The sequence below is a fragment of the Rhizobium sp. Root1204 genome (assembly GCF_001424965.1).
Lineage (GTDB): Bacteria > Pseudomonadota > Alphaproteobacteria > Rhizobiales > Rhizobiaceae > Pararhizobium.
The window spans coordinates 157,761-182,241 of the sequence record NZ_LMCZ01000003.1; the positions used below are offsets into that span (position 1 = coordinate 157,761).

The window sequence follows — 24,481 nt, forward strand, 5'->3', positions numbered from 1 at the left end:
GCAAGACGAGGTCGCTTCCCGGGCACCCTCCCCGGGGAGCTGTCTTTATTCTCTGATACCGGGGTCCTTATGAAGCTCTACGGATATTTTCGCTCGTCGGCCGCCTACCGCGTTCGTATCGCCCTCTTGCTGAAGGGTATCGACGTGGAACATGTCCCGGTGCACATGTACAAAGACGGTGGCCAGCACAAGAAGTCGGAGTATCGGGCGAAAAACCCACAACAGCTTGTTCCGACCCTGGAACTGGATGACGGGACCCTCCTGCATCAGTCTTTGGCCATCATCGAGTATCTGGACCACGCTTTCGGAGGCACCAGGCTGATCCCGGAGGACCCGCTCGCCGCGTCCAAAGTAAGAGCCGCCTCCTACGCGATCGCCTGCGACATACATCCCATCAACAATCTCCGTGTGATGAACTACCTCAAGCATGAGATGGGACACAGCGAGCAGGACGTGAAGACCTGGTACGCTCATTGGGTCAGGGATGGCGGACTGCTTGGTTTTCAGGACCTCATTCAGCAGGTTGGCCAATTCTCTTTCGGGGACCAGCCCACAATGGCGGACTGCTGTTTGGTTCCGCAGCTTTACAACGCGCGCCGTTTCCAAGTTCCGCTGGAGGGCCTGGAGCGCCTCGTGGATATCGACGCCAAGGCTGCCGGCTTGGACGCCTTCAAGAAAGCCCATCCAGTGGCACAGATCGACGCCGAGTAGGTATCGGCCTGAACGGTTGGCGCGAGTACGCCGTGCCATGCGGCTACATGGTTCGGGCGGCGATGTCATGATCCCGCCTATTTGCTATCGCGGAGGGACGACGAAACCCGGTTTGTCGTAATTCGTACAAGAGACAACTGACCCGGGGCGTTCACCCAGGCGCTGCATACCTAAGATTCACTCGATTGAAATGCCCGCCATTCCTCCGGCGGATCGCCCGTATTGAGGCGGAAGAAGCCGGGTCGTGAATTCAAGCGGCATTCCTCTTGCAAATGCACCATTGAGTGCTGGCGGTCCCCCCGACTGCGTCTTTTGCACCAGCAACGGACGCTGAAAATCCAAGCGAGAAAGAGTCTGTATCGGCGGTAACGCACTTTCGGCTACACTCAGTCAGCACGCCTGGGGATACGATGAGGGAGATTTTGCCGCGCTTGGCAACACCTTTACGGAAGACGCCATCCCGGAAGGTGCGATTGCGGGGACCGGAGGCGGTTGGGGGCTGAAGCGCTTGGGTTTGGGGTCCAGCTTGGAGCGTTAGCCTCCGACGCTGGCGAGGCTGTTTTGGCACACCAAAGTGTCTGCGCCGACAGCATATACCATCGGTGTCAAATAGCCGAGGTCCGCATGAGGACGGCCATCATTGTATTGCTTTTGCAAGGCCCCGATCCGCACTCTGGCCTCGGTTTCGAACCAATGAAGGTCAGGCACTCATCCCTGAGCGACTCGTTGAGGCTTTCGATGAGGGCATTGCCAGTGACATGGGCTTATCACGTCGTGGATTCTGACGACATAAATCGGTGGCCGGTTTTTCTATCCTGTCTCAAACGCAGGAGGACCGGCCTTGTCTACAGATACCTTCGACCTTTCCGAGTTAACGCTAAACGACCAGCGTAAGTTGATCAACGGCATCGTCGTGCCTCGACCGATCGCCTTCGTTTCAACCGTCGGCTCGGCGGGTCCGAACGTAGCTCCCTTCAGCTTTTTCAACGCCGTTGCGGTCGATCCATGCATGGTCATGTTTTCGATCGGAATGCCGCAGTCCAGCAGACAAGGCGGTGAAAAGGATACCATCCTCAACCTTCGCGAAGTACCGGAGTTTGTCGTCCATCTCGTCGACGAGCCCGTTGCCCAGGCGATGAGCGACGCGTCGGCCGAGCATCATCGCGGCTTCAACGAAATTGAAGAACATGGGCTGACCTCCACACCTTCACTCAAAGTGCGTCCACCGCGCATACTGGAGTGCCCCATACAGATGGAGTGTCGTGTTCATTCCATTCAGATCCTTGGGAAAGCACCGTACCACATGGTCATTGGCGAGGTTCTGCTTATCCATAGCCGAATCGGATACGTGAACGATCGCTTCCATGTCGATCCGGGCCTTCACAGGCCGATTGCACGGCTCGGCGGGGCGGGATTGTATTTAAAGCCAACTGACCACCTGGCGATTCCCGCACCGAAAGAGCCGCCTGCGCGACAGCCGTCTAAGTTGGCGGAATAGTAGACCTTATCCGCGAGGAATTTGGAGGCCATTCGGGGGGCAACCGCGATATGGCAACTTGTCCTCACCAGAGATGACAGAGCACTGTCACACAGTCCCTACACTTCCCCTGCAAGCGACAGTATATCTGGGAGGATAACAGACATGCGCCGAACAACACGTATTTTGGCAGCCACCTCGCTTTTGATGGCGGGCGTTTTTTCCACCTCGGCCGTGGCCGCCGATCGGCCTATTCGCATCGGGGCGATCATCGCGACGTCAGGCCCGGCGGCGTTCATCGGCGCTGCGGAAGAAAAGACACTGCACATGATCGCCGACGAGAAGAACACCCAGGGCGGCCTTGCGGGCCACCCCATCGAGCTCATCATTTATGATACCGAGGGCAACTCGACCAAGGCCACCCAGCTCGCACGCCGGCTCGTCGAGTCCGACAACGTAGACATTGTCATGGGTCCGTCCACCACAGGTGAGTCACTCGCCGTCAAGCCGATCTTCGAGGAGGCCGAGATCCCGACGATCAGCTTCGCCGCCGGCGAAAAGGTCGTGGTCCCGGTGAGCCCATACGTCTTCAAGGTTCCGCCGACCGACCGCGTCGTCCTCGATCACATGTTCGGCTTCTTCGCTAAAAGCAATTTCAATTCGGTTGCGATCCTGCATGCCTCTGATGGCTTTGGCCAAGGCGCGGCAGACATCATGCCGGCGATCGCCGAGGCACACGGTATCGAAATCAAGACCATGGAATCGCATGCGCCCAAGGATACCGATTACACGCCACAGCTCCTGGCGCTGCGGAATTCCGGTGCGGACGCCGTGATGTACTGGGGCAACAACCCCGGCCCTACCCTGTTTGTCCGCAGTGCCAAGTCACTTGGTATCAACAAGCCGCTTTTCAACGGCTACTCCGCCGCAACGGTAGAGTTCATCGACCAGAGCGGACAGGCAGCCGAAGGCACGTATGTGTCATCGATGCATCTGCTAGCACGCGAGTCCATGAAGCCCGACAACCCACAGACACCGGTGATCACGAAGCTCGCGGACGATTACAACAAGAAGTTCGGCTCTTATCCTCCCACGTTCGCTGGTCATCCGGCCGACGCGATGGCGATTCTCGAGGCAGCCCTGAAATCGGTCGGTGGTGAATTCGACGGGGCTTCTCTCCGGGACGCCATCGAGAAAGTCGAAATCCAGGGAGCCAACGGATTTTTCCGGTTCACCGCTCAGAACCACAACGGTCTCGACGAGAAATCCGGTTCGATGATCATGTTGAAAGTCGAGAACGGCAAATACGTACCTGCCGAATAGTCCCCCGGCTCCCATATACGCCGTAAAGGCCTTCCCAAATCAAGGAGCGGTTTCTTTGAATACGCTTTTGCAAACCCTCATTTCCGGGCTGATGATCGGCGCTGTGTACGGCTTGATCGCACTTGGGTTCACGATCGTCTACAATGCCACTCGGGTCGTGAATTTCGCGCACGGCGAGTTCGTCATGATGGGTGGTGTACTTTCCACTTGGCTCCTTACGGCTCACGACTTCCCACTTCCGATCGCGGTCTTGGCCGCGATCGGACTGGTCACGATTCTCGGCATACTGCTCGACCGGGTAGCGCTCCGTTCCGCACGTCATCAGGACCCGCTCACATTGATGATGATCACCATTGGCATGGCTGTAGGTTTCCGTGGATTGATGCAGGTGGTCGTCGGAAGGGACGTCATTTTCCTGGAGCCTTTCGGCGGCATCCCCACCATTATCTTCGGCGAAGTATTCATACCGTCACAAGGTCTTTGGATATTCCTGCTTCTCCTGCTTTGCAGCGTCGTTCTCTACTTTCTTTTCGCGCATACCAAAATCGGCAAAGCTATGAGAGCGGCAAGCGAAAACAAACGCGCCGCGGCGCTGTGTGGTATCAATCCACCGACGATGTCGGCTTTGTCATTCGCAATCGCCGCAGCACTCGGCGCTCTTGCTGGAGCCGCCGTCGCGCCGATCTCAGCGGCGTTTTACGAATACGGCCTGTTCTTCGGACTGAAGGGCTTCGCGGCGGCCATCCTTGGCGGCCTCGGCAATCCGCTCGGGGCCGTCGTAGGTGGGTTGGCGATCGGGCTGCTGGAAAGCGTCACCGCAGGCTACATCTCGTCTGCGTTCAAGGACGGTGTGGCCCTCGTCGTCCTCATCCTTCTCCTGCTCGTCCGTCCAAGCGGCCTCCTGGGTCAGGCAGAAATCAAGCGAGTCTGAAATCATGCATTCCTATCAACGCAAATATAGACGCGATCTCGTCGCGCTGGCCATTCTCACCGCCACCTTGGTCGTGCTGAACCTCGCCCTGCCCAACAGTTATTACCAGACCATATTGATATTCGCCCAGATCAACGCGATTTCCGCTATCGGTCTCTCCCTGCTTTTCGGCTATGCCGGGCAGGTGTCGTTGGGGCAGTCGGCATTCATGGGGATCGGCGCATACGCAACCGCCAACTTCACCATGAAGCTCGGACTGGAGCCCGTTGCAGCTCTCGTACTTTCCGGTCTCTTGAGTGCTACGGTTGGCTATCTGGTTGCGCGTCCGTTGCTGCGGTTGTCCAGCCATTATCTCGCGATGGCAACGCTTGCATTCGCGGTCGTGGCATTCGTGATTTTCGGTCAGGCGAAAAGCCTCACCGGAGGTTTCGATCCCGGCATCATCTCAATGCCCGGGTTTTCGCTGTTCGGCTGGAGGCTTTCCAAAACACGTGAAATGATCTGGGTGACCGGAACGGTGTTGATCGTAGTCACCTTTCTTAGCCTCAATCTCATCCACAGCCGCCTCGGCCGTTCCCTCGTCGCCCTTCGGGGAGCCGAAAACGCTGCCCAGGGGCTGGGTATCGCGACCGCGAGGCAGAAGACACAGGTCTTCACTCTCGCTGCGGGCCTGGCGGGGCTGGCAGGTTCGCTCTACGCCTTCCAGATGCGTTCCTTCAATGCCTCGGGCTTCGACGTCATCGTGTCAATCGAGATTCTCACGATGATCATCGTAGGATCGGTCTCGATGATCTGGGGTGCCATCATCGGAGCTGCCGTCATCACGCTACTTCCAAACCTTCTCGAAGGCTTCGACGCGTATAAGACACTGATCTACGGAACGATGATCGTGCTGATCATGATCTTCATGCCCAAGGGCCTCATCCAGTCTCTCGGCGAGCGCATCGCTCTCATGCGGCATAAGGAGGGCAAAGCGTGACCTTGACCGTGCAGGATTTATCCAAGCAGTACGGGGGATTGAAAGCGGTTGACGGCGTGACCTTCAATGCCCTGGCAGGTGCAATCACCTCTGTGATCGGGCCGAACGGGGCAGGAAAAACCACGTTGCTCAATCTCATCAGCGGTGTCGTCGTTCCGACAAGAGGCTCCGCGGCGTTATTCGACAATCCTCTATCTGGTCGGCCACCTCACCAGGTCGCAGCAAGCGGTCTTGCGCGGACCTATCAGACACCACAGCTGTTCCAGGGAATGACAGTGTTGGAAACCGTCATGGTCGGAGCGCACCGACATGGTTCGAGTTCGCTTCTTTCGACCATTCTCAGACTGCCTGCGCTCCGCCGCGAGGAAGAAAGACTTGAACACGTGGCAATAAAAGCGCTCGAGGTCGTGGGACTTGGCCCTGCCTATCATGAGCGCATCGCGATCGATCTCGCCTATGGCCTTCAACGGCGTGTCGAGATCGCCAGGGCGATCGCAATGCAATCGAAATGCCTTCTACTCGATGAGCCCGCAGCAGGTCTCAATCCGACGGAGAAGGTTGAACTCTCTGAAATCATCAGGAGCGTGTGCGGCTCCGGCCACGTCGTCGTCCTCGTGGAACACGATATGGACATGGTCATGGGGATTTCCGACCATATCGTCGTGATGAACTTCGGGACGCAGATCGCTGAGGGAACTCCGGAGCTGATACAGGGTAATCGCGCCGTTATCGAAGCGTATCTCGGGCAAGAGGAGATGCATTATGCTTGAAGCTAGGGGCCTGTCGGTAAAGTACGGTGCCATCACGGCATTGCGCGGCGTTGACCTCAGCGTCCAGTCGGGTGAAATCGTCGCTTTCGTCGGTGCGAACGGTGCAGGTAAATCCACGCTCCTCAACGCGATATCTGGAGTGGTGCCACTAGCACAGGGCGAAGTGACTTTCGACGGAGGTCTTGTCTCGGGTCGGCAAGCCGCGGAAATCGTCAGGCGCGGCCTTGTCCAGGTTCCGGAAGGACGCCAGGTCTTCACAAATATGAGCGTCATGGAGAACCTCGAAATGGGAGGCTACAGCCGCAAAGGACGGCTGCCGTCGAAGGACCTTGATTTCGTGTTCGGCCTTTTTCCGAGACTGGCTGAGCGCCGAACCCAGATGGCTGGGTTGATGTCCGGCGGCGAGCAGCAGATGCTGGCGATAAGCCGCGCACTGATGGCGCAGCCCCGCCTGCTGATGCTTGACGAGCCGAGCATGGGCCTCGCGCCGCTCGTGGTCGCGGAAATCTTTCGTACGCTCGAGCGCCTGCGAAAGGAAACCAAACTTACAATCATGCTGGTCGAGCAGAACGCGAAGGCGGCTCTTCGACTTTCCGACCGCGCATACGTCCTCACCAACGGTCGGGTGCAACAAAGCGGGCTTTCTCGCAACCTGCTTCAGGACGAACGGATAAGAGAAGCCTTCCTGGGTGGAGCGAAGTTGAAACAAGCCGTGTCGGCTTAACGTTTGCCGCTGTCGTTCGCAGTCACGGCAACGAAAGCGATACTGAGGAAGCCAGAATGTCCGACGAAGAGGGCGGCGATGCCACACCCGCGGCAGTCGATCGCTTAACACTTTTTTTCGTGGCCGTGGCATGCGCTATCGCGGTGTCCGCCCTCTACATCTCGCAACCCATACTTCCGATGATCGGCGAGGCGTTCAATGCCGATCTGGCGGAAACGGGTATGATCCCGACCTTGACACAGGCGGGTTACGCGCTTGGGTTATTCCTGCTGGTGCCGTTGGCCGACAGGATAAATCCCAAGCAGCTCATTTCCATGATTGTCGTGGCGAACATCCTCAGCTTCGCGGGATGCGCGATCGCTCCTTCCCTCCATATTGAATATCTGACGTCCGGTCTTGTCGGGGTTACAGCGGTCTCCGCCCAGATCATGATCCCGGTTTTATCCGGATTGGCTCCTTCCGGTCAGCGCGGACGTGTTCTTGGCGCGCTACTGGGCGGCATGGCCGGGGGACTGCTCACGGCACGGGTCGCAAGCGGTATCGTTGCCGAGATTTACGGATGGCGGTCGGTATTCGCGATGTCGATACTCGCGGACGTCGTGCTGCTGATCATCATCAGCCGTTTCATGCCGACAACTTCACCCAGCACGCGCCTGCGCTGGCTCGACTTGATGGTTTCGATGGCTGGCCTCGTCGCGAAGAGCGCCGTTTTGCGTTCGTCTTCAATGATCGGCTTCACCACCTTTGCAGCTTTCAGCGCAATCTGGTCAACTCTATCGCCTCTCCTTGCGCAGGAACCTTATAGTTTCGGTCCGGCGACCGCCGGGGCGTTCGGCCTTGTCGGTGCTGTCAATGTCCTGCTTTCAAGCGCAATAGGTATAATGACCGACCGCCTCGGGGCACGGATCGTGGTCTTTGTCGGATCTTCACTGACGATGCTGTCTTTCATGCTTCTCGGAGCAGCACCGTTCTATATCATCGGGCTGATTTCATCTCTCCTGCTTCTGGACCTCGGCAATCGCATCAACCTGGTAGCGAACCAGACCCGGGTCTACGCCGACTTGGCTTACGCGCGTTCAAGAGCGAACTGCGTTTTCATGACGAGTTATTTTCTAGGTGGTGCGACAGGGGGCTATCTCGGATCGCTGGCCGCCAAGAGCTTCGGGTTTCATGGTGTAGCCCTGGTGGGGATAGGGTTCAGTGCGCTCTCGATCCTGTTCCACCTTGCTTTCCGCGCTTTACCACAAGGTGAGGTTCGTTAGCCGGCAAGTCCTTTCCACCGAGGAGAGCGAACTATGCCTGCGTTGGCGGCTGCAGTCATGCTGTATGGCCGACAACGGCATGCAGGTAGGCGCGGAGAGGCTACATTCACCGAAGCAAATAACCGTATGGAGGCGGTTGTTTGCCGGGAGGAAGTGAAATGATTTATTCGCGTATTGAACCGTGCGGGCACGACCCATCTGTGGTCCCTGCGATCACGAGGCTCTTGGAAACCGTCGGAACGCCGGACTTTGAGCATAGCATAAAGAGTATTCTTTCGCTCTGCGCGAGCGTCGGAGAATATATAGCCTTCGTTCGCCGAACGGACGAGAAGGTACCCTACATCGTCATGTCAGCAAGTGAATGCGGAGGTTCTGCGCGTCGGGCCGAAGCGTATCGGGCGCGATACTTCCGGTACGATCCGATCAATCGCTTGCTCGACCGGTCCACCCCGACGGGCATTTATATCGCCCGCGTGAAAAGCGAGGAAATCCTCCAGAGCGACTATCGGCAGACCTGCTATGTGCGTCCTGGATTTATCGAGAAGCTGACACTCGCGTCCAACGAGAAGACCCCGGTAGTCTTGAGCGTGTTCCCCAAGAACCATCGCGTAGAATTCCAGCGCGACGAGGTCGAACGGCTTTCGAATATCGGCCAGATATTGCTTTCTGTCATCAAAGTTCACTCCAGGATGACGGCCGGGGTAACCAGGACACGGCGCCTTACAGCTGAGGACGTAGAAGTTCGTTTGCGGGCGAACTTCCCCGATCTGTCCGGCCGCGAAGTTGCCGTCTGTGCTCGTTCGCTTCTTGGGTCGACCGCTGAGGGGATCGCTAACGATCTCGGTATCAAGCAGACCAGTGTGCTGACCTATCGTCGGCGCGCCTACGATCGCTTGAACATCAGCTCCGTACATCAACTATCGACAATGCTCATACAGTGAAGGACGAGGTGCCTTGCATGAACGATTATCTGTTTTTTCTTACCGCCAAGGACGGCGACCGTGAAGCGTTCCATCGCTACCTGCTCAATGATTTCGGTCCCCGTGTCACGAAATCACCTGCCTGCTCCGGGCTCTGCATCAATGTTGCAGTGGAACCGTTGGGCGGAAGCGCCATCTATGAGAACGAGAAGCGGGAAGGCTCAGAGTTCGACGCGACGGTAGACCTGACTTGCCCGGACGACCAGGCATTTAGGAGCCTATTTGAGGGCTTCCGGACGGAGTTGGACGCGCGTACGATGACGAACTACGTCTATCCGGTCACCAAGATTCAGGAACTCGACAACGGCGAGGTTTCAGGCGTCAACCCGAGTTGCGGCTATAAAATCATGCGAGGCTTCTTCTTTCATGACGACCTCCCGCCGAGCGCCCGCAAAAGATCCTGGGATTCCCATGTGAACGCCGCGAAGCGTATCCACGGTTTCTCCCGCTATGTCCGTTACTGGATCGGCGATCCGCTGACCGAGGGATCACCCCGCATCGGAGGGGCTACCAATCTGCACTTCGCCGACGACACAAATTGGAAGGAACGCTATTTCCAAATGCCAGATGGGCAAGTGCAGATCGCACAGGACATCACGCATTTCATCGAACGCGGCCTTGCACGTGTCTTCACGCGCGAACACATTCTCAAGTAGCTGTGTCCAAACCGATATTACGTGATTGACAGAGGTGGCTGTGTTGGACATCCTCCCGGCGGAGGAAAGTCATTTGTCTAATAGCCGAGTGGGCGCATTGCCAGCCGTGGCGTCGTTTCAGGAGAGCGATGTCGAAGCGTGGCATGATGTCATCTGCCAGCGATTTTCGAGGTCCAACTTCGCACGAGGAACGCGGCGGTCCAAGTTCTCCGGCCACCTAAGGCAGTTTGCTTTCGGTGAAGCCAGAATATCGTCGATAGACGCCTCACCCCTGACTTACATCCGAGAGAAGCAGGAAATCAGCGCCGATCACGTTGACGGATTCGTATTCATGTTGGTCAAGTCGGGAACGGTGAATGTAAGTCAAAGCGATCGGCGCTTCGTAGTAAAACCCGGCGAGTTGTTCGTGTATCGCCATGGGCTGCCGTTTAACCTGGAGTTTCTTTCCTCCTATAAGGCCATCTCTATCTGGGTCCCGCCCGAAGTGATGGATGTACATTGCTATAGCCGTTCAATCTCCTCGCCCGCCATTCTGAACGCGTCGCTTGCAAACACGGGTCTAGCAGCATCCATGATGACGCATCTTGGATGCCTGCCCGAGTTCGGCGGCATCCAGTACAGCCAACTGCTGAGTAACGCGGCAATAGACGTTCTGGCGTCCGCACTGCCGGACCAAACAGGCTCCCCGGTGGGTCGCACGGATCATATCTTCGATATTTTGAAGGACTACGTCAGGCAGTACATTGATGACAGCGATCTGTCTCCGGAAAGGCTTGCGACTGCCGCGGGCATATCACTTCGAACGCTGAACCGGATTTTCGCGGGTCGAGCCATGACACCGATGCGGTGGGTCTCACATATACGGCTCAACGAAAGCTATGCCGCGCTTGCTGCCGGGAAGCATTCGTCTGTGATTGAAGCCACATTCGCATACGGTTTCAAGGACAGTTCTCACTTCAGCAGGACGTTCAGCGCACACTTCGGCCGACCGCCCTCGCAGGTCATTCGACCTGGCTAGCTGACGAGCATATAGGCAGCACAAAAGTCCCCACAGGTTGAGCGCTCGCCAGTCGCTGCTACCGCTGCTCGGACCAGGGCACGATCTCCAAGAAGCGAAGATGCAATCGTCAGGCTGCAAGCCCACCGCCAAGACAGCGAACTTTCCCATGGGGAGCTGGCTCTTGGAAGATTAGGCCGCCATTAGCCCTACCTCACTCGGAACGCGGATATTTGGGCCTCTTCAACAACCATCACCGTGTGGCCTGGGGAAGCCTCCGACAACCTTCGAGTGGGCGGAACGTAATCGACTGCACGATGCGGGCTGATAATTTCATCGTTGTTCTCGCTTTCGATAGCATTGAGCGGGGTCGGTTATCGGAACAGCCGATTGCAGCTTCCGGGTGTAGGAATGCTGCGGATTGGCGCCTGAGCAAAGTCAGGCACCTAAACCGATATGATACAACAGCTGCGAAGGCGGCATTTCAAGAACAAACATGCCCGGAGACTCCCGGGCATGCCATTTGTCACTTTAGATATCAGAGCTGGGTCCAAGGCTTACACTCGGCCCCGCCGTTGGCGGCCTTGGCAATCGGCATCGGTGTATAGCGTTTGGGCTCAAGCTTGCCGTCCTTGAAGTAGTCGACGACGCTGTCGATGGCGTATTTCGCCTCGTCTGCCGGTGCCTGACCAAGCGTCGCATCCAGCTTGCCAGCCTTCAGCAGTTCCACGCCAGCTGGCTCGCAGCCGACCGACACCGTTGCCAGCTTCTTGACGTCGATGCCAGCGCGTTCAGCAGCCACCACGACGCCTTTCATCATGGCGTCTTCGTCGGAATAGATGCCCTTGACGGTCTTGCCGTACTTCGTCAGTAGACCCGAGGCGGCGTCCATTGCAGTGCCCGTATCCCAGTTGCCTGGCTGCTGGGCTACGATCTTGATGCCCGGAGCGATCTCGGCGAGACGCTCGGAGAAGCCCTTGTAACGTGACATCGTCTGCGCCTGGCCCACGATGCCCGTAATCATGATGACTTCGCCGCTATCGCCCAAGCCCTTGGCCTTGAAAGATTCGACCATGAGGTCGGCAGCAGTCCGGCCCTCGCCTTCGTAATCCGCGCCGCTGTAGGAAATCCAGAGGTCCTTGTACTTGTTGTCAGGTTCTACGTCCGTCAGCAGCAGCGGGATGCCAGCGGCCTTGACCTTACGCATCGAAGGGAACAGCGCAGTGCCGTCGATGGTCCAAAGAAGGATGAGGTCAGGCTTTTTGGCGATCGCCTGGCTGATCTGCGTCGCCTGCTGCGAAGCATCGAACTTGTTCGTGACGACCTCGAGATTGATGTCAGCATCCTTGGCATACTTGCGCAGTGCGTCGTTATAGGCGGCGCAATACTCGCAGATGTCGTCAGCTCCCTGGAAGATCACCTTTTTGCCCGCAGCATCTGCGGCGAATGTCGGGTTTACCAGGAAACTAGAGGCCAGGGCGAATGGCATCGCGGCGCGGAGGACTTTTGTCAGGAAGGCAGGAGTCATTGGTTTAAACATGAAGTTCCCTCATTGGTTTTTGGGTTTGGAGCGTTCACCGAACAGCTTGAAAAACTGTTCGGTGACGTCGTTTTCGATGAGCACGACAGCCAACAGGACCCCTCCGTTGATAAGGAGGACTGTCGAACTGCTCGCGCCCACGAAGCTGAGACCGTTACTGAGAACGGAAAGGATCAATGCGCCCAAGAAAATGCCGGTCACTTTGCCGACGCCGCCGGAGAGTGCGACCCCCCCGAGGATCGCGGACGTCACCGACTGGATCAGGAGCGGCCCACCGAATTGCGAGGAAGCCCTGCCCAGGCTGATAGCCATCAGCACGCCGTCGAGTGCAGCGAAAACGCCGGAGGCAATGAATACCGCATAGAGCGCAGGCTTCACGTTCGCCCCGCTCATTAAGGCCGCCTTGCGGTCGCTGCCGGCCGCATAGATATCGCGACCAAGCCTCGAGTAGCCAAGTATGAACCAGGTCGCGCATCCGAGCGCCAAGGCCACAAGGCTCCAGGGCGAGAGGACGAGAAGGAGTGTCATCCCCAAGATATCGGTAAGGTCGAAGTTGTCGAAAGACGCAGTCTGGCCGCCCTCAAGCCATACAGCCGCGCCTTGGAGCACGATCATCACACCGAGCGTGGTGACAAGCGATGATACCTTCAGCCGAAGGGTCAGATAAGCGTTGATGATACCAATCACAGCACCGAATACGAGTGCAGCCGCAATACCCAGCAGCGTGCTATCGGCACCGGCGTGAACAAGAACCAACCCAGATATTGCGACCATCGCTCCCACACTCAGGTCGAGTTCGCCGGCGATCATCGTAAGGCCGATCGCAAGCGCAACCGGCGCGATGACGGCGAAGCTCTGGCCGATCGCTGCGATGTTGCCGAGCGAAAGGAAATCAGGGCTTATCAATGTAGGGACAGCGATTACCGCGATCAGCAGTCCCAACCGGAAGAGAAGGCCAGCCGAAATTTTGTCGTTATGCATTTTCCGCTCTCCGCTCAATTCTTCTCTTTGGCGAACGCCGCGCCGAGGATGACCGAGAAGATCACCGCGAGCCCTTTGACCATAAGCTGCACTTCGTATGAGAAGCCGTAGACCAGAAGGATGTTGCTCAGCACGGCTACAAAGACTGCGCCGACCGCAGCATCGATGATCCGGCCCTTCCCGCCTTTGATGCCGATGCCCCCGATAAGCACAGCGGCAATCGCGCTGAAATCGATGTCCTGACCTACACGCATGTTTCCGGCCCCGGTCTGCGCGGCGATCATGACACCAGCGGCAGCTGCGGCCGAGCCCGCCACGAGATAGGAAATTATGGCAGCCGGCGACGACCGAAGACCGGCCAACTTGGCTGCCGCGCGATTCATCCCAGTGAGCCGAAGCTCGCGGCCCATGCGTGAGCGTTCGATGAAGAATTCCACGATGGCAACGATGGCGATGAAGATGAGAGCCTGGACAGGCAGCCCCGGAAAGAGCTGACCATTGCCAAGCCAACCTACATCGCCGCTCGCCAATACCGTCCTCCCTCCGGAAAGGTACTGGCCCGCCGCACTGATCAACGATGTTGCGGCGATCGATGTGATGATCGGATTAGTCTTGAATCCAACAACGACAGCGCCCTGCATCGATCCCACCACCGCGCCCGTGAGAAGCGCGCCGGCGATTGCCAATGGATAACCAGCACCGAGCATGCTGGCGAAGATGATGGCTGCCAGAGCGGCTGTCGAAGATAGCGATAGTACGAAGAGGTTGCCCGAAAGAGTGATAAGCGCGAGACCAACCGCCGCGACGCCTACAGGCGCGGCGGTGTACAGGATCGCGCTTATGTTGTTCGCTGACGCAAAGTCGGGGATGAAGATCGACGCCACCACGATCATGACGATCAGCACGAGTAGGATCGAAGTTGCGTGCATGCGGGCAGGAGAAAAGGCACTCACAGTGATAGCCTTGCCAGGCTGAGGCATTGTGTAAGCTGTCATTGAACCGCCTCTAGGTGTCCGTGGAGAATGTCCCGGAGAATCTCGTCAGGGTTGGTAAAGTCGCGTTCGACGGTGCGGACAACCTTGCCCCGGTAAACAGTCACGATCCGGTCCGCGATTTCCATCACCTCTTCGAGGTCCGTTGAGTAGAAAGCGATGGCAAGGCCCGCGTCGGCCATCTGTCTCAGCCGCGCGTAGATCTCTGAACGAGCCCCAACGTCAACACCGCGGGTAGGCTCATTCAGGAGCAACAGAGTGGGATCGCATGCGGCGGCCTTCGCCAGCGAGACCTTTTGCTGGTTACCGCCGCTAAGGGTCGAGACCAAGTGGGAGACGCGGTTGGGATCGATCGCAAAAGCTCGTGCGAGGTCCAGTGTACGATGGCGGCTGAGCTGCGCCGAAACGAGGCCGCGCGGGCTGATCCTGTCGAGTATCTGGGAGGTAATATTTACCTCGATGCTTGCGGTCAGGAAGACCCCCCGCCCCGCCCGATCCTCGGCGACGTATGCGATGCCATTGCGGTAAGCATCGGAAATGCCGCCGAACACGATTTCGCGGCCATCCGCTCGTAATTTGCCTGCGGCCGGTTTGCGCAAACCCGCGAACGTCTCCAGGATGGCATCTGCGCCAGAACCGAGCTGACCAACGATCGCGACGACTTCGCCTGGCCAAATTTTGATGTCGACGGGCCCAAAACTGTTCTTCACGGTCAGTTCGTCAGCGGAAATCCTGGGAGATGCCTTTCGATCGACGCCGCCATCTGTCGCTCTTTTGGCGTGCTCGACATCCCTGCCGATCATAGCTCTCACCAACTCATGTGGGGTTAGACTAGAGGTCGGCTGCGTAAATATGTGTCTGCCATTCCTGAAGACTGTGATGCGGTCGGTTAGCGAAAAAACCTCCGCGAGCCGGTGACTGACAATGACGATCGACGCACCGCGCTCGCGCAGCTGACGCAGGACAGCGAACACCTTGTTGATTTCCGCATCGGACAGCGTCGCGGTCGGCTCATCCAGAAGAAGGACGCGAGAATTGCTTGCCAGACCGCGGGCGATCTCGATCAATTGCTGCTCGGCGAGTGTCAGCTTCCCGGCGAGCATGGTGGGCTGAACATGCTGCAAGCCTACCTGTTGGAGGAGATCACGTGTCTCCGTCTCAAACGAGCGCCTGAAGTAGAAACCTCCAGCGCCCCTACGACCCATCATTATGTTGTCGAGAACCGACAGGTGCGGGATGATCGAAAGCTCCTGATGAACGATCGAGAGAAGAGATGGGTCGGGCCTATGGCCAAAGTGAACGGCGGCCCCGTCGATAGACAAACTGCCGCTGTCGGGGGTTACAATGCCGCCGAGAATTTTGATCAGCGTGCTTTTCCCAGCGCCGTTTTCGCCGCACAGTCCGAGGATTTCGCCCTTGTTCAGCTGGAATCCGGCATCGGTGAGCGCCGCTACCCCGCCATACCGTTTGGTGATTCCGGATGCGATGAGCATCGGTTCATTGATCATTTTGCAACGTTCCCGCATCATTCCATTCGCGCTGCGAGAGGTTGCCCCGTTGTGCGAAGGTGCTGTCTTGGTGAGATCGTTGTATGGCGCGGATGGAAGAGGTAATTGTCTGATTCTGCCAATCGTTCGCCTGCCACTGCCAATCTGGCCCTCGGTTGGCATCCAAGGTCTGTATCGAAGCGTCCGCTTCAAGGGACGAGTGCTAGGCGCTTCGCAAAACACGGACGCCGAATTTGGAGTTTCGGCAATCGACACGTTCAGCTAGCCGCCAATGGGTCGAGATTGGAAACACATTGGAGATCACCAGATGCGTCCATCTCGAAATTACAAGAATCGGGCGGAGGACAACTCGAGAGGCCTCGCACACCTTGGCGATTGATCACCCCCCCTCTCCTCGTTGACGCTCCGGTCCAGACGAACTGACCCTCCCGGTCATTTGCGCACCTCTCCCGAGCCACTAGGCTGCCTACGCGAAAAGAAATGAGTCCGGACCACCGGACCATGGCCGCCGGATTACTTCATCCGGTGGACCCTCAACATTTGATATGGGGAACGACATCAATGACAACGAAACCAACTGCGTTGGCGGGAGCCGACGTGCCACTTGCCGGATCAACCAAAACCCTTGAGGTCGAAAGCCGCTCATTCGAATTCGTACCTCTTAATGAGCGACATGGCACGGTGCAGGACCAGCAGAAATTCTGGTTCATGGCCAACGCTTCCCTCCTTACTCTCTTCTCCGGCGCGGTCGGACATCAGTTCAATCTCGGTCTCTATTGGACCATCCTGGCGATCATTGTTGGGTCGATCGGCGGCACTATTTTCCAGGCGCTTCATGCAGCGCAGGGCCCGATCATGGGTATTCCCCAGATGATCCAATCGCGTGTGCAATTCGGCTCGCGCGGTGCCTTGATCCCGCTGCTCGCCGCCATGCTTGTTCTGTGTGGCTTCCCTCTCTTCGGCATCCTGTCCGGCGCCGGAGCTCTGAACCAGCTTGTTCCCTTGGGCTCGAGCGCTTCCCTGATCGTGGTCGGCGTGTTGGCGGTATTGGCAGCCGTTTACGGTTACAGGCTGCTGATCAAATCTGAGAAGATCGTCGCCTACGTCGTCTGTGTGAACTTCCTGATCTTGAGTGCCGCGGTCGCTTACATTGTCCCGTGGGGAGCGATAACGGCGGATGGCTGGGCGTTCACTACGGCGGGCTTTCTCGCCCAATTGGGGGCATCGGCGATGCTTCAATTGGGGATCGCCCCGTTGGTTTCTGACTACACACGATACCTTCCGACAAACATCAGTGGATTGAAAATCACCCAGGCCGTTTTTGGCGGAACCATGATTTCCGCTCTTTGGCTTTCTTTTTTGGGAGCGATCATCATCACGGCCTACCCCGGCGTCGATGAAATCGAAAGCGTCCGTCGGATCGGCAATCAGTTCGGCTTCGGTCTCGGAACCATCACTATGATCATCGCCATTCCTGCGACAATCCTGGCGGCGTCTACGGGCATCTACAGCTGCTGCGTCTGCCTCCTGAGCGGCGCGGAGGCATTCCGCCACTTCGAGACCACGAAGACGCTCCGGACGGTCGTGCTACTTGGGCTGGGTATCATCATTATCGCCGCGGGCCTTGTACTTCCCGATAATATCGTTGGAGCCTTTGGAGGCTTCCTGGCGATACTCGGTTACTTCCTCATCCCCTGGACGGCGGTCAATCTAGTCGACTTCTATGTGGTTCGTAAGGGCGTGTACTCGATCACCGACATCCTTCATCCAGACGGTGGGTTCTACGGTCGATGGGCATGGGACGGCATCGTCAGCTATGCCATCGGATTCATCGCGATGATCCCGTTCTTCAGCACCGGTATCTATGTCGGACCGGTCGCACACATGCTCGGAAACGCCGACATTGCCTTCGCGGTTGGGCTGCCTGTCTCGTGCATCGCCTATCTCATTCTGACACGGGGATTCAACAGCGCCGCATATCGCGCCAAGGTCGCGGATGCCCCTCTCAACACTCTCAAGGCCAGCACCTCGGTGATGGACTTCTGACAATCCTCCACGAAGAAAGGACTTCAAATGACAAATGCAAACGAGGAAATCATCTCAAGTATAATTGTCCAGCCAGGCGGCCATGCAGCCGGCCGGCTGGAGATCGGCCAGCGGATTCAGGTCATCGACCTTGAAGGCAAGCAGGTCTGCGATTTCGTCTGCTACAATGCCGACAACCTGAATGAAGTCAGCGACATGGTCACGACCTGCCTCGAGCAGGATAGCTGGCGACTTTCTGAAGGCAAGGCGATCTATTCCGACTACGTTCGCCCCATGCTCCGCATCACGGACGACAAGGTCGGCGTCCACGGTTACACGGGCGGTGCCTGCACGCACGAAATCAACAAGGCGGCGGGCGTCGACCAGCCGGGATGCACCGAGGCGATGTGCCAAGGCTTCGCAAAACTGGGATATCCGCAGTTGGGCGCGCCCCGTATGGCGGCACTTAACATCTTCCAACCGCCCCTAACGCAGCCGGACGGTAGCTTCCATCCGCTCGAGCCGCTTTCCAAGGCGGGCGACTATCTCGAAATGACGGCCGAGATGCCCCTCCTGTGGGCGCTCTCCTGCTGCCCGTATCCGGGTCCAATCAACGGTTTCGGGCCAACTCCGGTGGAAGTCAGAATTCTGCCAGCCTCTTAACAGGTTTGACCATTCAAGCGGCCCCGCTCAACTCGGGGCCGCTTTTCGGCCTGCGAGGACGTCGCTGCGACCCTCAGAGACCAAAGTCGTCGCCGGAACCCTCCTCACCTCACCCAGTAGAATTCCGAAGGCGTGCCGAAAGGTCCGGCCTATCGGGGCACTCGCACAAGAATGCCAAAGACATCCACTGAAATGCCGAGTGAGGGGTCGGTTCCGGCTGGGAGGCGAAATGACACTGCAACAACGCTGGATGACCGAAGCCGACGAGGATGCCAGTAATTTAGGCTAGCCTCAGTGCAGCCATGTCCCCGGAGCTAAGTGCCGATAAATTGGCTTCGATTTTATCGATGGGCCAATCCCACCAAGCGATCTCAAGAAGTTCGCTGACAATCTTGCTCGGATAGCGCATTCGGATGATCGCGGCCGGATTTCCTCCAACAACCGCGTAAGGCGGAACGTCGCGAGCAACGACAGATGCAGCGGCGACAATCGCGCCCGCACCAATTTGGACACCAGGCATAATCGCTGCGTTTTGACCGATCCACACGTCGTGGCCCACAACCGTATCCTTCACGGGTAGGTCTTTGTAGCCGAAAGTCTCAGGCTTGAAGACGCGAAATGGATATGTCGTGAAGCCTGTCATCGGATGGTTGGCCGAACTGGTTATGAAGTAGCTCCCCCTAGCAATCTGCACGAACTTTCCGATCACCAACCGTTCGCGAACGCCACGACCAAGATATGGTGCCAAAATTAGGGCGGTGTCTTCAGGCTGTCCAGAATGCGTATAGTAGCTGAAGTCTCCCACCTCCATGCGAGGATGGTCGATGACGTTTTTCAGCTACACAGTATCCGAGTATATGGTTCCGTCCGGCAAGGTAACGGGATGAACCGCATTTACGTTGAGAAGAGGCATGGAGAACCTTTCAACAGACAGCTGATCGCGCGACGTTATGGCGATCAGCCTATTGCCTGTGAGTGGTGAAATCCATTGCGCAGCCCTTATCGGACGCATGAATAATGTTTATGCCTTACTTCTCTAACGAGTCCTGTTCGCCATGTCCGCAATTGACGCGCAAGGAAGACATCACCGGTTAGAGAAAATACGTACTGTGCGCTTTTCTCGTCCCATTCGAACAAAAGTCATTAGGGACAATAACCGCACCATATTTATCAGGGCGATCAAATCCATGATGGTTTCATTGGGACAGCAAGGAATAGCCTTTGCAGGGTGATTTCACCCCCAGCCGGAACCGACCCCAGTGACGTTCTGGCTGCCGCGCGTGATGAGCCGTAAACCGGCCTCGCATGGCCAGCCTCAGCACCGGATCAGAAGGCTGCGGCCACGAGCCTGTCAATTACCTCTGGGTGACCGAGCATGTCCTGTGGCATCTCGGCAGTAATCCGACCCTTCTGAAGCACGAGCACTCGGTCAGATAACGAACTGATGAAATTGAGGTTCTGCTCTACCAAGAGCATCGTAATCCCTCGATCTTTGCGGAGACCTTGGAGCGTGTCGATCATTTCGTCGATGATCGAGGGTTGAATGCCTTCCGTCGGTTCGTCGAGCAGGATCAGTTTCGGTTCGCAGCAGAGGCATCGTGCTAACGCGAGAAGCTGCTGTTCCCCACCGGACAGTGCTCCGCCCGGCCGGTCCAGGAGCCTTTCAAGCCTCGGAAAGGTCAACAGCGCTTCCTTGATTGCGGCCTCTTCGTTTTGACGAGAAAGGCAGCCCATCCTGAGGTTTTCCAGAACGCTCAGCGTCGGGAAAATTTGTCTGCCTTGGGGCACATATCCAATGCCCAACTTGGAGCGCTGTTCCGTCGTGAGATCCGAGAGGCTTTGCCCCATGAAATTGATCTTGCCCCCGAGCACTGGAAGGAAGCCGATGATGGTTTTGAGCAGCGTCGTCTTACCCATGCCGTTGTGACCAAGGATGCCGACGAACTCGCCCTGATTGATATGGAAGTCGGCTCCAAAGAGCGCGGGAACGCGGCCGTAACTCGTCGTTAGCTGGCAAACCTCGAGAATGTTCATGCCGCTTGCCTCCCGAGATAGACCTGTCTAACGCGTTCGTCTCCGAAAACGGTATCGACATCACCTTCGACGAGAACGCGGCCCTGGTTGAAGACGGTCACTGTCTTGGCGATTTGGCGGATGAACTGCATGTCGTGTTCCACGACGATCACCGCCTGGCGGTAATTGATCTGCCGGATGATTTCCGCGGTTCGGTGGACCTCTTCGTCCGTCATCCCCGCGGCGGGTTCGTCGAGGAGTACAAGGTCCGGTTCCTGCGCCAGGACCGTTGCGATCTCGACCCATTGGCGTTGTCCATGAGATAGAACCCCGACAACGGAATTCGCGATCTTGGTCAAAGCCAGTTCCTCGATTGTCTTTTCCACAATCCGGCGGGCGGATGATGCGCTTTTCTCCCGGCCTGCGCCGATGGCGATATTCTCCCTGACTGTCAGGCCATCAAAGACGTTCGGAATCTGGGTTTTGATCCCAACACCGCGGCGAGCGATCCGATGGGAGGGCTTCCCAGTGATATCCTGGCCCCGATGAAAGAGGGTCCCATTTGATGGCTTGAGCTGGCCCGTCAGCAGCTTAAAGAACGTGCTCTTGCCAGCGCCATTGGGACCGATCAGGCAGCGCAGCTCAGTTTCACGCAGAACGAAGTCGACTTGGTTGACGGCGACAACACCTCCGAAACGCATTGTCAGCGAACGGCATTCAAGCAGTGGTGTGATCTCGCTCATCGCGCTTTCTCCGCGTCGAACGCCGGCGTTTGTATTGGCTCCGAAACTGGGGGTTTATTTTCCATGAATCGAACCGCCAGATCGCGCGCCAGAGGTATTATCCCCTTGGGTATAGCCAGAACGAAAATGACAAGGACCCCACCGAGCAGAAGATTGGCGTCAAACGTGCTTTGGCTCCCCGCGGCCGAGACCAGCCATTGTATAATAAGTGCTCCCACGATCGGACCAATGAGGGTTCCCAGACCTCCCACGAGGACAAAGATGATTGCCTGTGCCGACATGGCCATCGCGAATATGGTCGGACTGATAAAGGCGCTCCAGTTCGCGAAGAGGCAACCTGCAAGACCCGCGATAGCCGCCGATAGTACAAACGCCAGAAGTTTGTAGAACCTGGAATCGTAACCAAGGAGGTTCACCCGTGTTTCATTTTCCCGTATCGCGACGACGACCTGCCCGAACCGCGTCGTGAGCACGCCCCGCAAAAGAGCGTAGACGGCGATGACGGTACCCATAGTCACGTACCAAAGTTGCTCGGGATCGAGTACAGTTGTTGGATCGCCAATCGCATTCAAAGTGGGGATGGACGGGATTCCGTTAAAACCACCAAGGGCCGCGGCCCCGATCCTGTAGGCATCTCCCGACGTCGAGTTGATCACGTTGAAGAGAATTATCCCTGCGGTCATTGTGATAACCCCGACGTAGGCATCGCTTATCTTGCCGTAAAACATGAAGTAACCGAGCAAGCCCGCAAACACGGACGGGATCAGGACAGCGAAAAAGATCGCAGGCGTGGAGTCGCCGAAATTGATCGCCGCGACGGCGTAGGCGTAGCCACCCAGCCCCATGAACGCAGCCTGCCCGAACGACATTATCCCGGCAAAGCCCCAGACAAATCCCTGGCTCAAGGCGAAGACCGCAATCGCCATAAAACCGGTGATCTGCATAAGGCCGAAAAGATCGGTAACATTTGGCATCACGACGAGAAGTGTGATGCCAATACTGATCGCCGAAAGAAATTCCAAATTTTTCGCGTTCATAGGCTTCGCCTCAAGAAACGTCCCGTGATGCCTTGCGGAAGGATCCTCACAAGAACGATTGCGGATAAGAGCAGCGCGACTTCACCGATGATCGGGGTCGTATGGAATGATACGATCTCATTGATCGGGCCAAACACGGCCGACGCCAAAGCAGTGCCGCTGACGATAGCCGGCCCGCCGCCGAGCACAGTGATGAATGCCTTGGCTATGTATGCCGCACCCATGGATGGGGAAACACCGGAAACGGGAGCCAGGACGCCTCCCGCCAGACCCGCTAAGGCCGTTCCGAGCGCGAACGTTCCCATGTAAACCACCTTTGGCGGCACGCCCAGCGCTGACGCCATGGCAGAATTCTGCATCGTGGCACGCACGATCAGGCCAATGCGAGTGAACTTCAGCACCATGAAGATCGTCGCGAGAGAGGCCGAGGCAGCGCCAAAGATGACGAGGCCAAAAAGTCCCACATCAAAACGCCCGATGGAGAGGCTGCCGATGGGAGTTGCGACGCCCCTCACCTGGTTTCCGAAGATGGTTGTCATCACGCCGGTCATCACAAGGCCCAGGCCCCAGGTTGCCAGCATCGTGTCGATCATCCGCCCGTACAGGAAACGGATAAGCAACCGCTCGACGACGACCCCGGCAGCCCCGCTAACCAGCGGGGCAAGAACGAACAACGCGAGCCATGTGTTGATGCCCTGGCTTGTCGCTACCACCACGGTGTAAGCACCCAGCATCATGAACTCACCATGGGCCAGATTGATGATCTTCATCATCCCGTAGACCACCCCCAATCCGATCGTAATCAGAGCGAGGGTGGAGATGCCGACGAGAATATTGAACGCTTGAAGCGCGATGTCATCCATGAAGACGCAATCCCATCCGCTTAGTTGACTTCGATGACGAACTGCTTGTTGGTATTTGGCGCTGCCGCCAGATCGCAGACGGCCGCGGTGTCCGCCGGAGGCTGATCGGCATAGCTAGCCTCGATCGCCCATTTTCCAGCCTTCGCTTCGGCTATAAAAGCACTACGGACTGTGTGATGGGTCTTGGGATCAATCGCGACATGCCCGGATGGCCCGCCGAACGAACGCCCGCCTTCGAGCGCTTCGATCACCTTCATCCGATCGGTCGTTCCGGCAGCCTGGACTGCCTGGGCCCACAGATTGACGGCTTCGTAGGCGCAGGCAGTGAGTTCGGTTGCCTGGCTTCCCGAGGGTACGGTTGGCTTCACGGCCTCTACGAAAGCCTTGCTCCCGGGCGTATTCACCGTGTCATAGTAGCCGAAGGAGGACATGATGCCTTCCGTTGTGCTGGTATCGAGCGTAAGCACCTCGCTGTTGGCTCCGAAGGTCGTCGAAGCTATGGGGATGCGCTGCTTGAGACCCGCTGATTCCCACTGACGATAGAAACCGAGATGATTGGCCCCGACCATCGCCGAGAACACGATATCGGGCGAAGCCGACTGGATCCGGGCGATCGCGGACGAAAAGTTAGTGACGTCTAGGGGGAAGAAGTCCGTGTTCATAACGGTTCCGCCGTTATCCTTGACGAACTTCGCCATCCACTTCGCGGTGATCTGGCCGTAGTTGTAATCTGCGGCGATGATGTAGACCTTCTTGCCCCACTTCTTCATGGCTTCGGGGACGAGCTTGCCCACTGTTTGGGCCGGCGTCGTTCCGGTGCAGAAGATGTTGCGGTCGCACACGCCGCCTTCATACAGACAGTTGTAGAAGTAGAGTTTCTTGAAACGGCTGAAGATCGGTCGGATCGCCTCTCTTGAGGCGGAGGTCAGGCCACCGAAAACCGCGTCGACGTTGTCCTTCAGCGCCAACTGCTGCGCATACTGCGTGTAGAGCTGCATGTTGGACTGGGCATCGTAGTTGACGATTTCGACCTGCTTTCCGAGCAGACCGCTTTCGTTGATCTCCTTTACGGCCAACGTCATGCCCGGCATCACCACCTGACCGCCCGCGCCAATCGGTCCGGTAAGATCGATCAGGTTCCCGATGCGGATGGTGTCGGCGGCGAAGGCCGGGCGAGCGATATAGGGCATTGCCAGGGTGCTCGCGAGAAACGCGCTGGATTTGAGGAATGTACGGCGAGCGACTTCGTTGTTCTTCATTTTGTCCCCTCAGACATTGTTAAAGAATCGTTTCTGCATGTCGTGAC

General features: G+C 57.3%; 23 protein-coding genes. 13 read left to right on the forward strand and 10 right to left on the reverse strand.

Annotated features, from left to right (window positions below):
• The first annotated feature begins 69 nt into the window (after positions 1–69).
• From maiA to ASC96_RS05310, 11 genes are all read left to right on the forward strand, one after another.
• A complete protein-coding gene (maiA, locus tag ASC96_RS05260) occupies positions 70–711 on the forward strand; it encodes a maleylacetoacetate isomerase (RefSeq protein ID WP_060502002.1) in 642 nt (213 codons plus the stop codon).
• An 841-nt stretch (positions 712–1,552) separates the two neighbouring features.
• Positions 1,553–2,209 carry a flavin reductase family protein gene (locus tag ASC96_RS31560; RefSeq protein WP_162246327.1) on the forward strand — a complete coding sequence of 219 codons (657 nt, stop codon included), beginning with the start codon at positions 1,553–1,555 and terminating at the stop codon, positions 2,207–2,209.
• A gap of 144 nt (positions 2,210–2,353) precedes the next feature.
• Positions 2,354–3,511 carry an ABC transporter substrate-binding protein gene (locus tag ASC96_RS05270; RefSeq protein ID WP_060502004.1) on the forward strand — a complete coding sequence of 386 codons (1,158 nt, stop codon included), beginning with the start codon at positions 2,354–2,356 and terminating at the stop codon, positions 3,509–3,511.
• 55 nt (positions 3,512–3,566) lie between these two features.
• On the forward strand, positions 3,567–4,442 hold the full coding sequence (locus ASC96_RS05275; protein WP_060502005.1) for a branched-chain amino acid ABC transporter permease: 876 nt from the start codon (positions 3,567–3,569) through the stop codon (positions 4,440–4,442).
• A 4-nt stretch (positions 4,443–4,446) separates the two neighbouring features.
• On the forward strand, positions 4,447–5,421 hold the full coding sequence (locus tag ASC96_RS05280; protein WP_060502006.1) for a branched-chain amino acid ABC transporter permease: 975 nt from the start codon (positions 4,447–4,449) through the stop codon (positions 5,419–5,421).
• Positions 5,418–6,191: an ABC transporter ATP-binding protein gene (locus tag ASC96_RS05285; RefSeq protein ID WP_060502007.1), complete on the forward strand. Its 774-nt coding sequence runs from the start codon at positions 5,418–5,420 to the stop codon at positions 6,189–6,191. Before ASC96_RS05280 ends, ASC96_RS05285 begins: the two co-directional genes overlap by 4 nt.
• Positions 6,184–6,915: an ABC transporter ATP-binding protein gene (locus ASC96_RS05290; protein WP_060502008.1), complete on the forward strand. Its 732-nt coding sequence runs from the start codon at positions 6,184–6,186 to the stop codon at positions 6,913–6,915. Before ASC96_RS05285 ends, ASC96_RS05290 begins: the two co-directional genes overlap by 8 nt.
• 56 nt (positions 6,916–6,971) lie before the next feature.
• On the forward strand, positions 6,972–8,177 hold the full coding sequence (locus ASC96_RS05295) for an MFS transporter (RefSeq protein WP_060502009.1): 1,206 nt from the start codon (positions 6,972–6,974) through the stop codon (positions 8,175–8,177).
• Between the two features lie 158 nt (positions 8,178–8,335).
• A complete protein-coding gene (locus ASC96_RS05300) occupies positions 8,336–9,118 on the forward strand; it encodes a LuxR C-terminal-related transcriptional regulator (protein ID WP_060502010.1) in 783 nt (260 codons plus the stop codon).
• Positions 9,119–9,135: 17 nt separating this feature from the next.
• On the forward strand, positions 9,136–9,813 hold the full coding sequence (locus tag ASC96_RS05305) for a hypothetical protein (protein ID WP_060502011.1): 678 nt from the start codon (positions 9,136–9,138) through the stop codon (positions 9,811–9,813).
• A gap of 43 nt (positions 9,814–9,856) precedes the next feature.
• Positions 9,857–10,831 carry a helix-turn-helix domain-containing protein gene (locus tag ASC96_RS05310; RefSeq protein WP_162246328.1) on the forward strand — a complete coding sequence of 325 codons (975 nt, stop codon included), beginning with the start codon at positions 9,857–9,859 and terminating at the stop codon, positions 10,829–10,831.
• 517 nt (positions 10,832–11,348) lie between these two features.
• Here the strand turns inward: ASC96_RS05310 and ASC96_RS05315 are convergent.
• The 4 genes from ASC96_RS05315 to ASC96_RS05330 are packed head-to-tail and all read right to left on the reverse strand — an operon-like array spanning position 11,349 to position 15,831.
• On the reverse strand, positions 11,349–12,350 hold the full coding sequence (locus ASC96_RS05315) for a sugar ABC transporter substrate-binding protein (protein WP_082511958.1): 1,002 nt from the start codon (positions 12,348–12,350) through the stop codon (positions 11,349–11,351).
• A 9-nt stretch (positions 12,351–12,359) separates the two neighbouring features.
• Positions 12,360–13,349 (reverse strand): ABC transporter permease, encoded by a 990-nt coding sequence (locus ASC96_RS05320; protein WP_156397404.1) that lies wholly within the window; start codon positions 13,347–13,349, stop codon positions 12,360–12,362.
• Positions 13,346–14,326 (reverse strand): ABC transporter permease, encoded by a 981-nt coding sequence (locus ASC96_RS05325; RefSeq protein WP_082511959.1) that lies wholly within the window; start codon positions 14,324–14,326, stop codon positions 13,346–13,348. The genes ASC96_RS05320 and ASC96_RS05325 overlap by 4 nt, the downstream gene beginning before the upstream one ends.
• A complete protein-coding gene (locus ASC96_RS05330) occupies positions 14,323–15,831 on the reverse strand; it encodes a sugar ABC transporter ATP-binding protein (RefSeq protein ID WP_200956618.1) in 1,509 nt (502 codons plus the stop codon). Before ASC96_RS05330 ends, ASC96_RS05325 begins: the two co-directional genes overlap by 4 nt.
• Before the next feature lie 561 nt (positions 15,832–16,392).
• On the opposite strand from ASC96_RS05330, the gene ASC96_RS05335 reads away from it, so the two are divergent.
• Together ASC96_RS05335 and ASC96_RS05340 are read left to right on the forward strand one after the other, a co-directional pair.
• Complete coding sequence (locus ASC96_RS05335; RefSeq protein WP_060502016.1) at positions 16,393–17,877, forward strand: cytosine permease; 1,485 nt, start codon at positions 16,393–16,395, stop codon at positions 17,875–17,877.
• 27 nt (positions 17,878–17,904) lie between these two features.
• Complete coding sequence (locus ASC96_RS05340) at positions 17,905–18,519, forward strand: urea carboxylase-associated family protein (protein WP_060502017.1); 615 nt, start codon at positions 17,905–17,907, stop codon at positions 18,517–18,519.
• A 280-nt stretch (positions 18,520–18,799) separates the two neighbouring features.
• Here ASC96_RS05340 and ASC96_RS05345 read toward each other — a convergent pair whose 3' ends face one another.
• The 6 genes from ASC96_RS05345 to ASC96_RS05370 all read right to left on the reverse strand — a co-directional run bounded on the left by ASC96_RS05345 (position 18,800) and on the right by ASC96_RS05370 (position 24,434).
• Complete coding sequence (locus ASC96_RS05345; protein WP_244481896.1) at positions 18,800–19,357, reverse strand: CatB-related O-acetyltransferase; 558 nt, start codon at positions 19,355–19,357, stop codon at positions 18,800–18,802.
• Positions 19,358–19,845: 488 nt separating this feature from the next.
• Positions 19,846–20,553: an ABC transporter ATP-binding protein gene (locus ASC96_RS05350; RefSeq protein ID WP_060502018.1), complete on the reverse strand. Its 708-nt coding sequence runs from the start codon at positions 20,551–20,553 to the stop codon at positions 19,846–19,848.
• Positions 20,550–21,275, reverse strand: a complete 726-nt coding sequence (locus ASC96_RS05355; RefSeq protein WP_060502019.1) for an ATP-binding cassette domain-containing protein — start codon at positions 21,273–21,275, stop codon at positions 20,550–20,552. The genes ASC96_RS05350 and ASC96_RS05355 overlap by 4 nt, the downstream gene beginning before the upstream one ends.
• Positions 21,272–22,312 carry an urea ABC transporter gene (locus ASC96_RS05360; RefSeq protein WP_060502020.1) on the reverse strand — a complete coding sequence of 347 codons (1,041 nt, stop codon included), beginning with the start codon at positions 22,310–22,312 and terminating at the stop codon, positions 21,272–21,274. Before ASC96_RS05360 ends, ASC96_RS05355 begins: the two co-directional genes overlap by 4 nt.
• The gene (locus ASC96_RS05365; protein ID WP_060502021.1) at positions 22,309–23,175 is read right to left on the reverse strand and encodes a branched-chain amino acid ABC transporter permease; all 867 of its coding nucleotides are present in this window, start codon (positions 23,173–23,175) and stop codon (positions 22,309–22,311) included. The genes ASC96_RS05360 and ASC96_RS05365 overlap by 4 nt, the downstream gene beginning before the upstream one ends.
• A gap of 20 nt (positions 23,176–23,195) precedes the next feature.
• Positions 23,196–24,434: a transporter substrate-binding protein gene (locus ASC96_RS05370; protein ID WP_060502022.1), complete on the reverse strand. Its 1,239-nt coding sequence runs from the start codon at positions 24,432–24,434 to the stop codon at positions 23,196–23,198.
• Between the last annotated feature and the right edge of the window lie 47 nt (positions 24,435–24,481).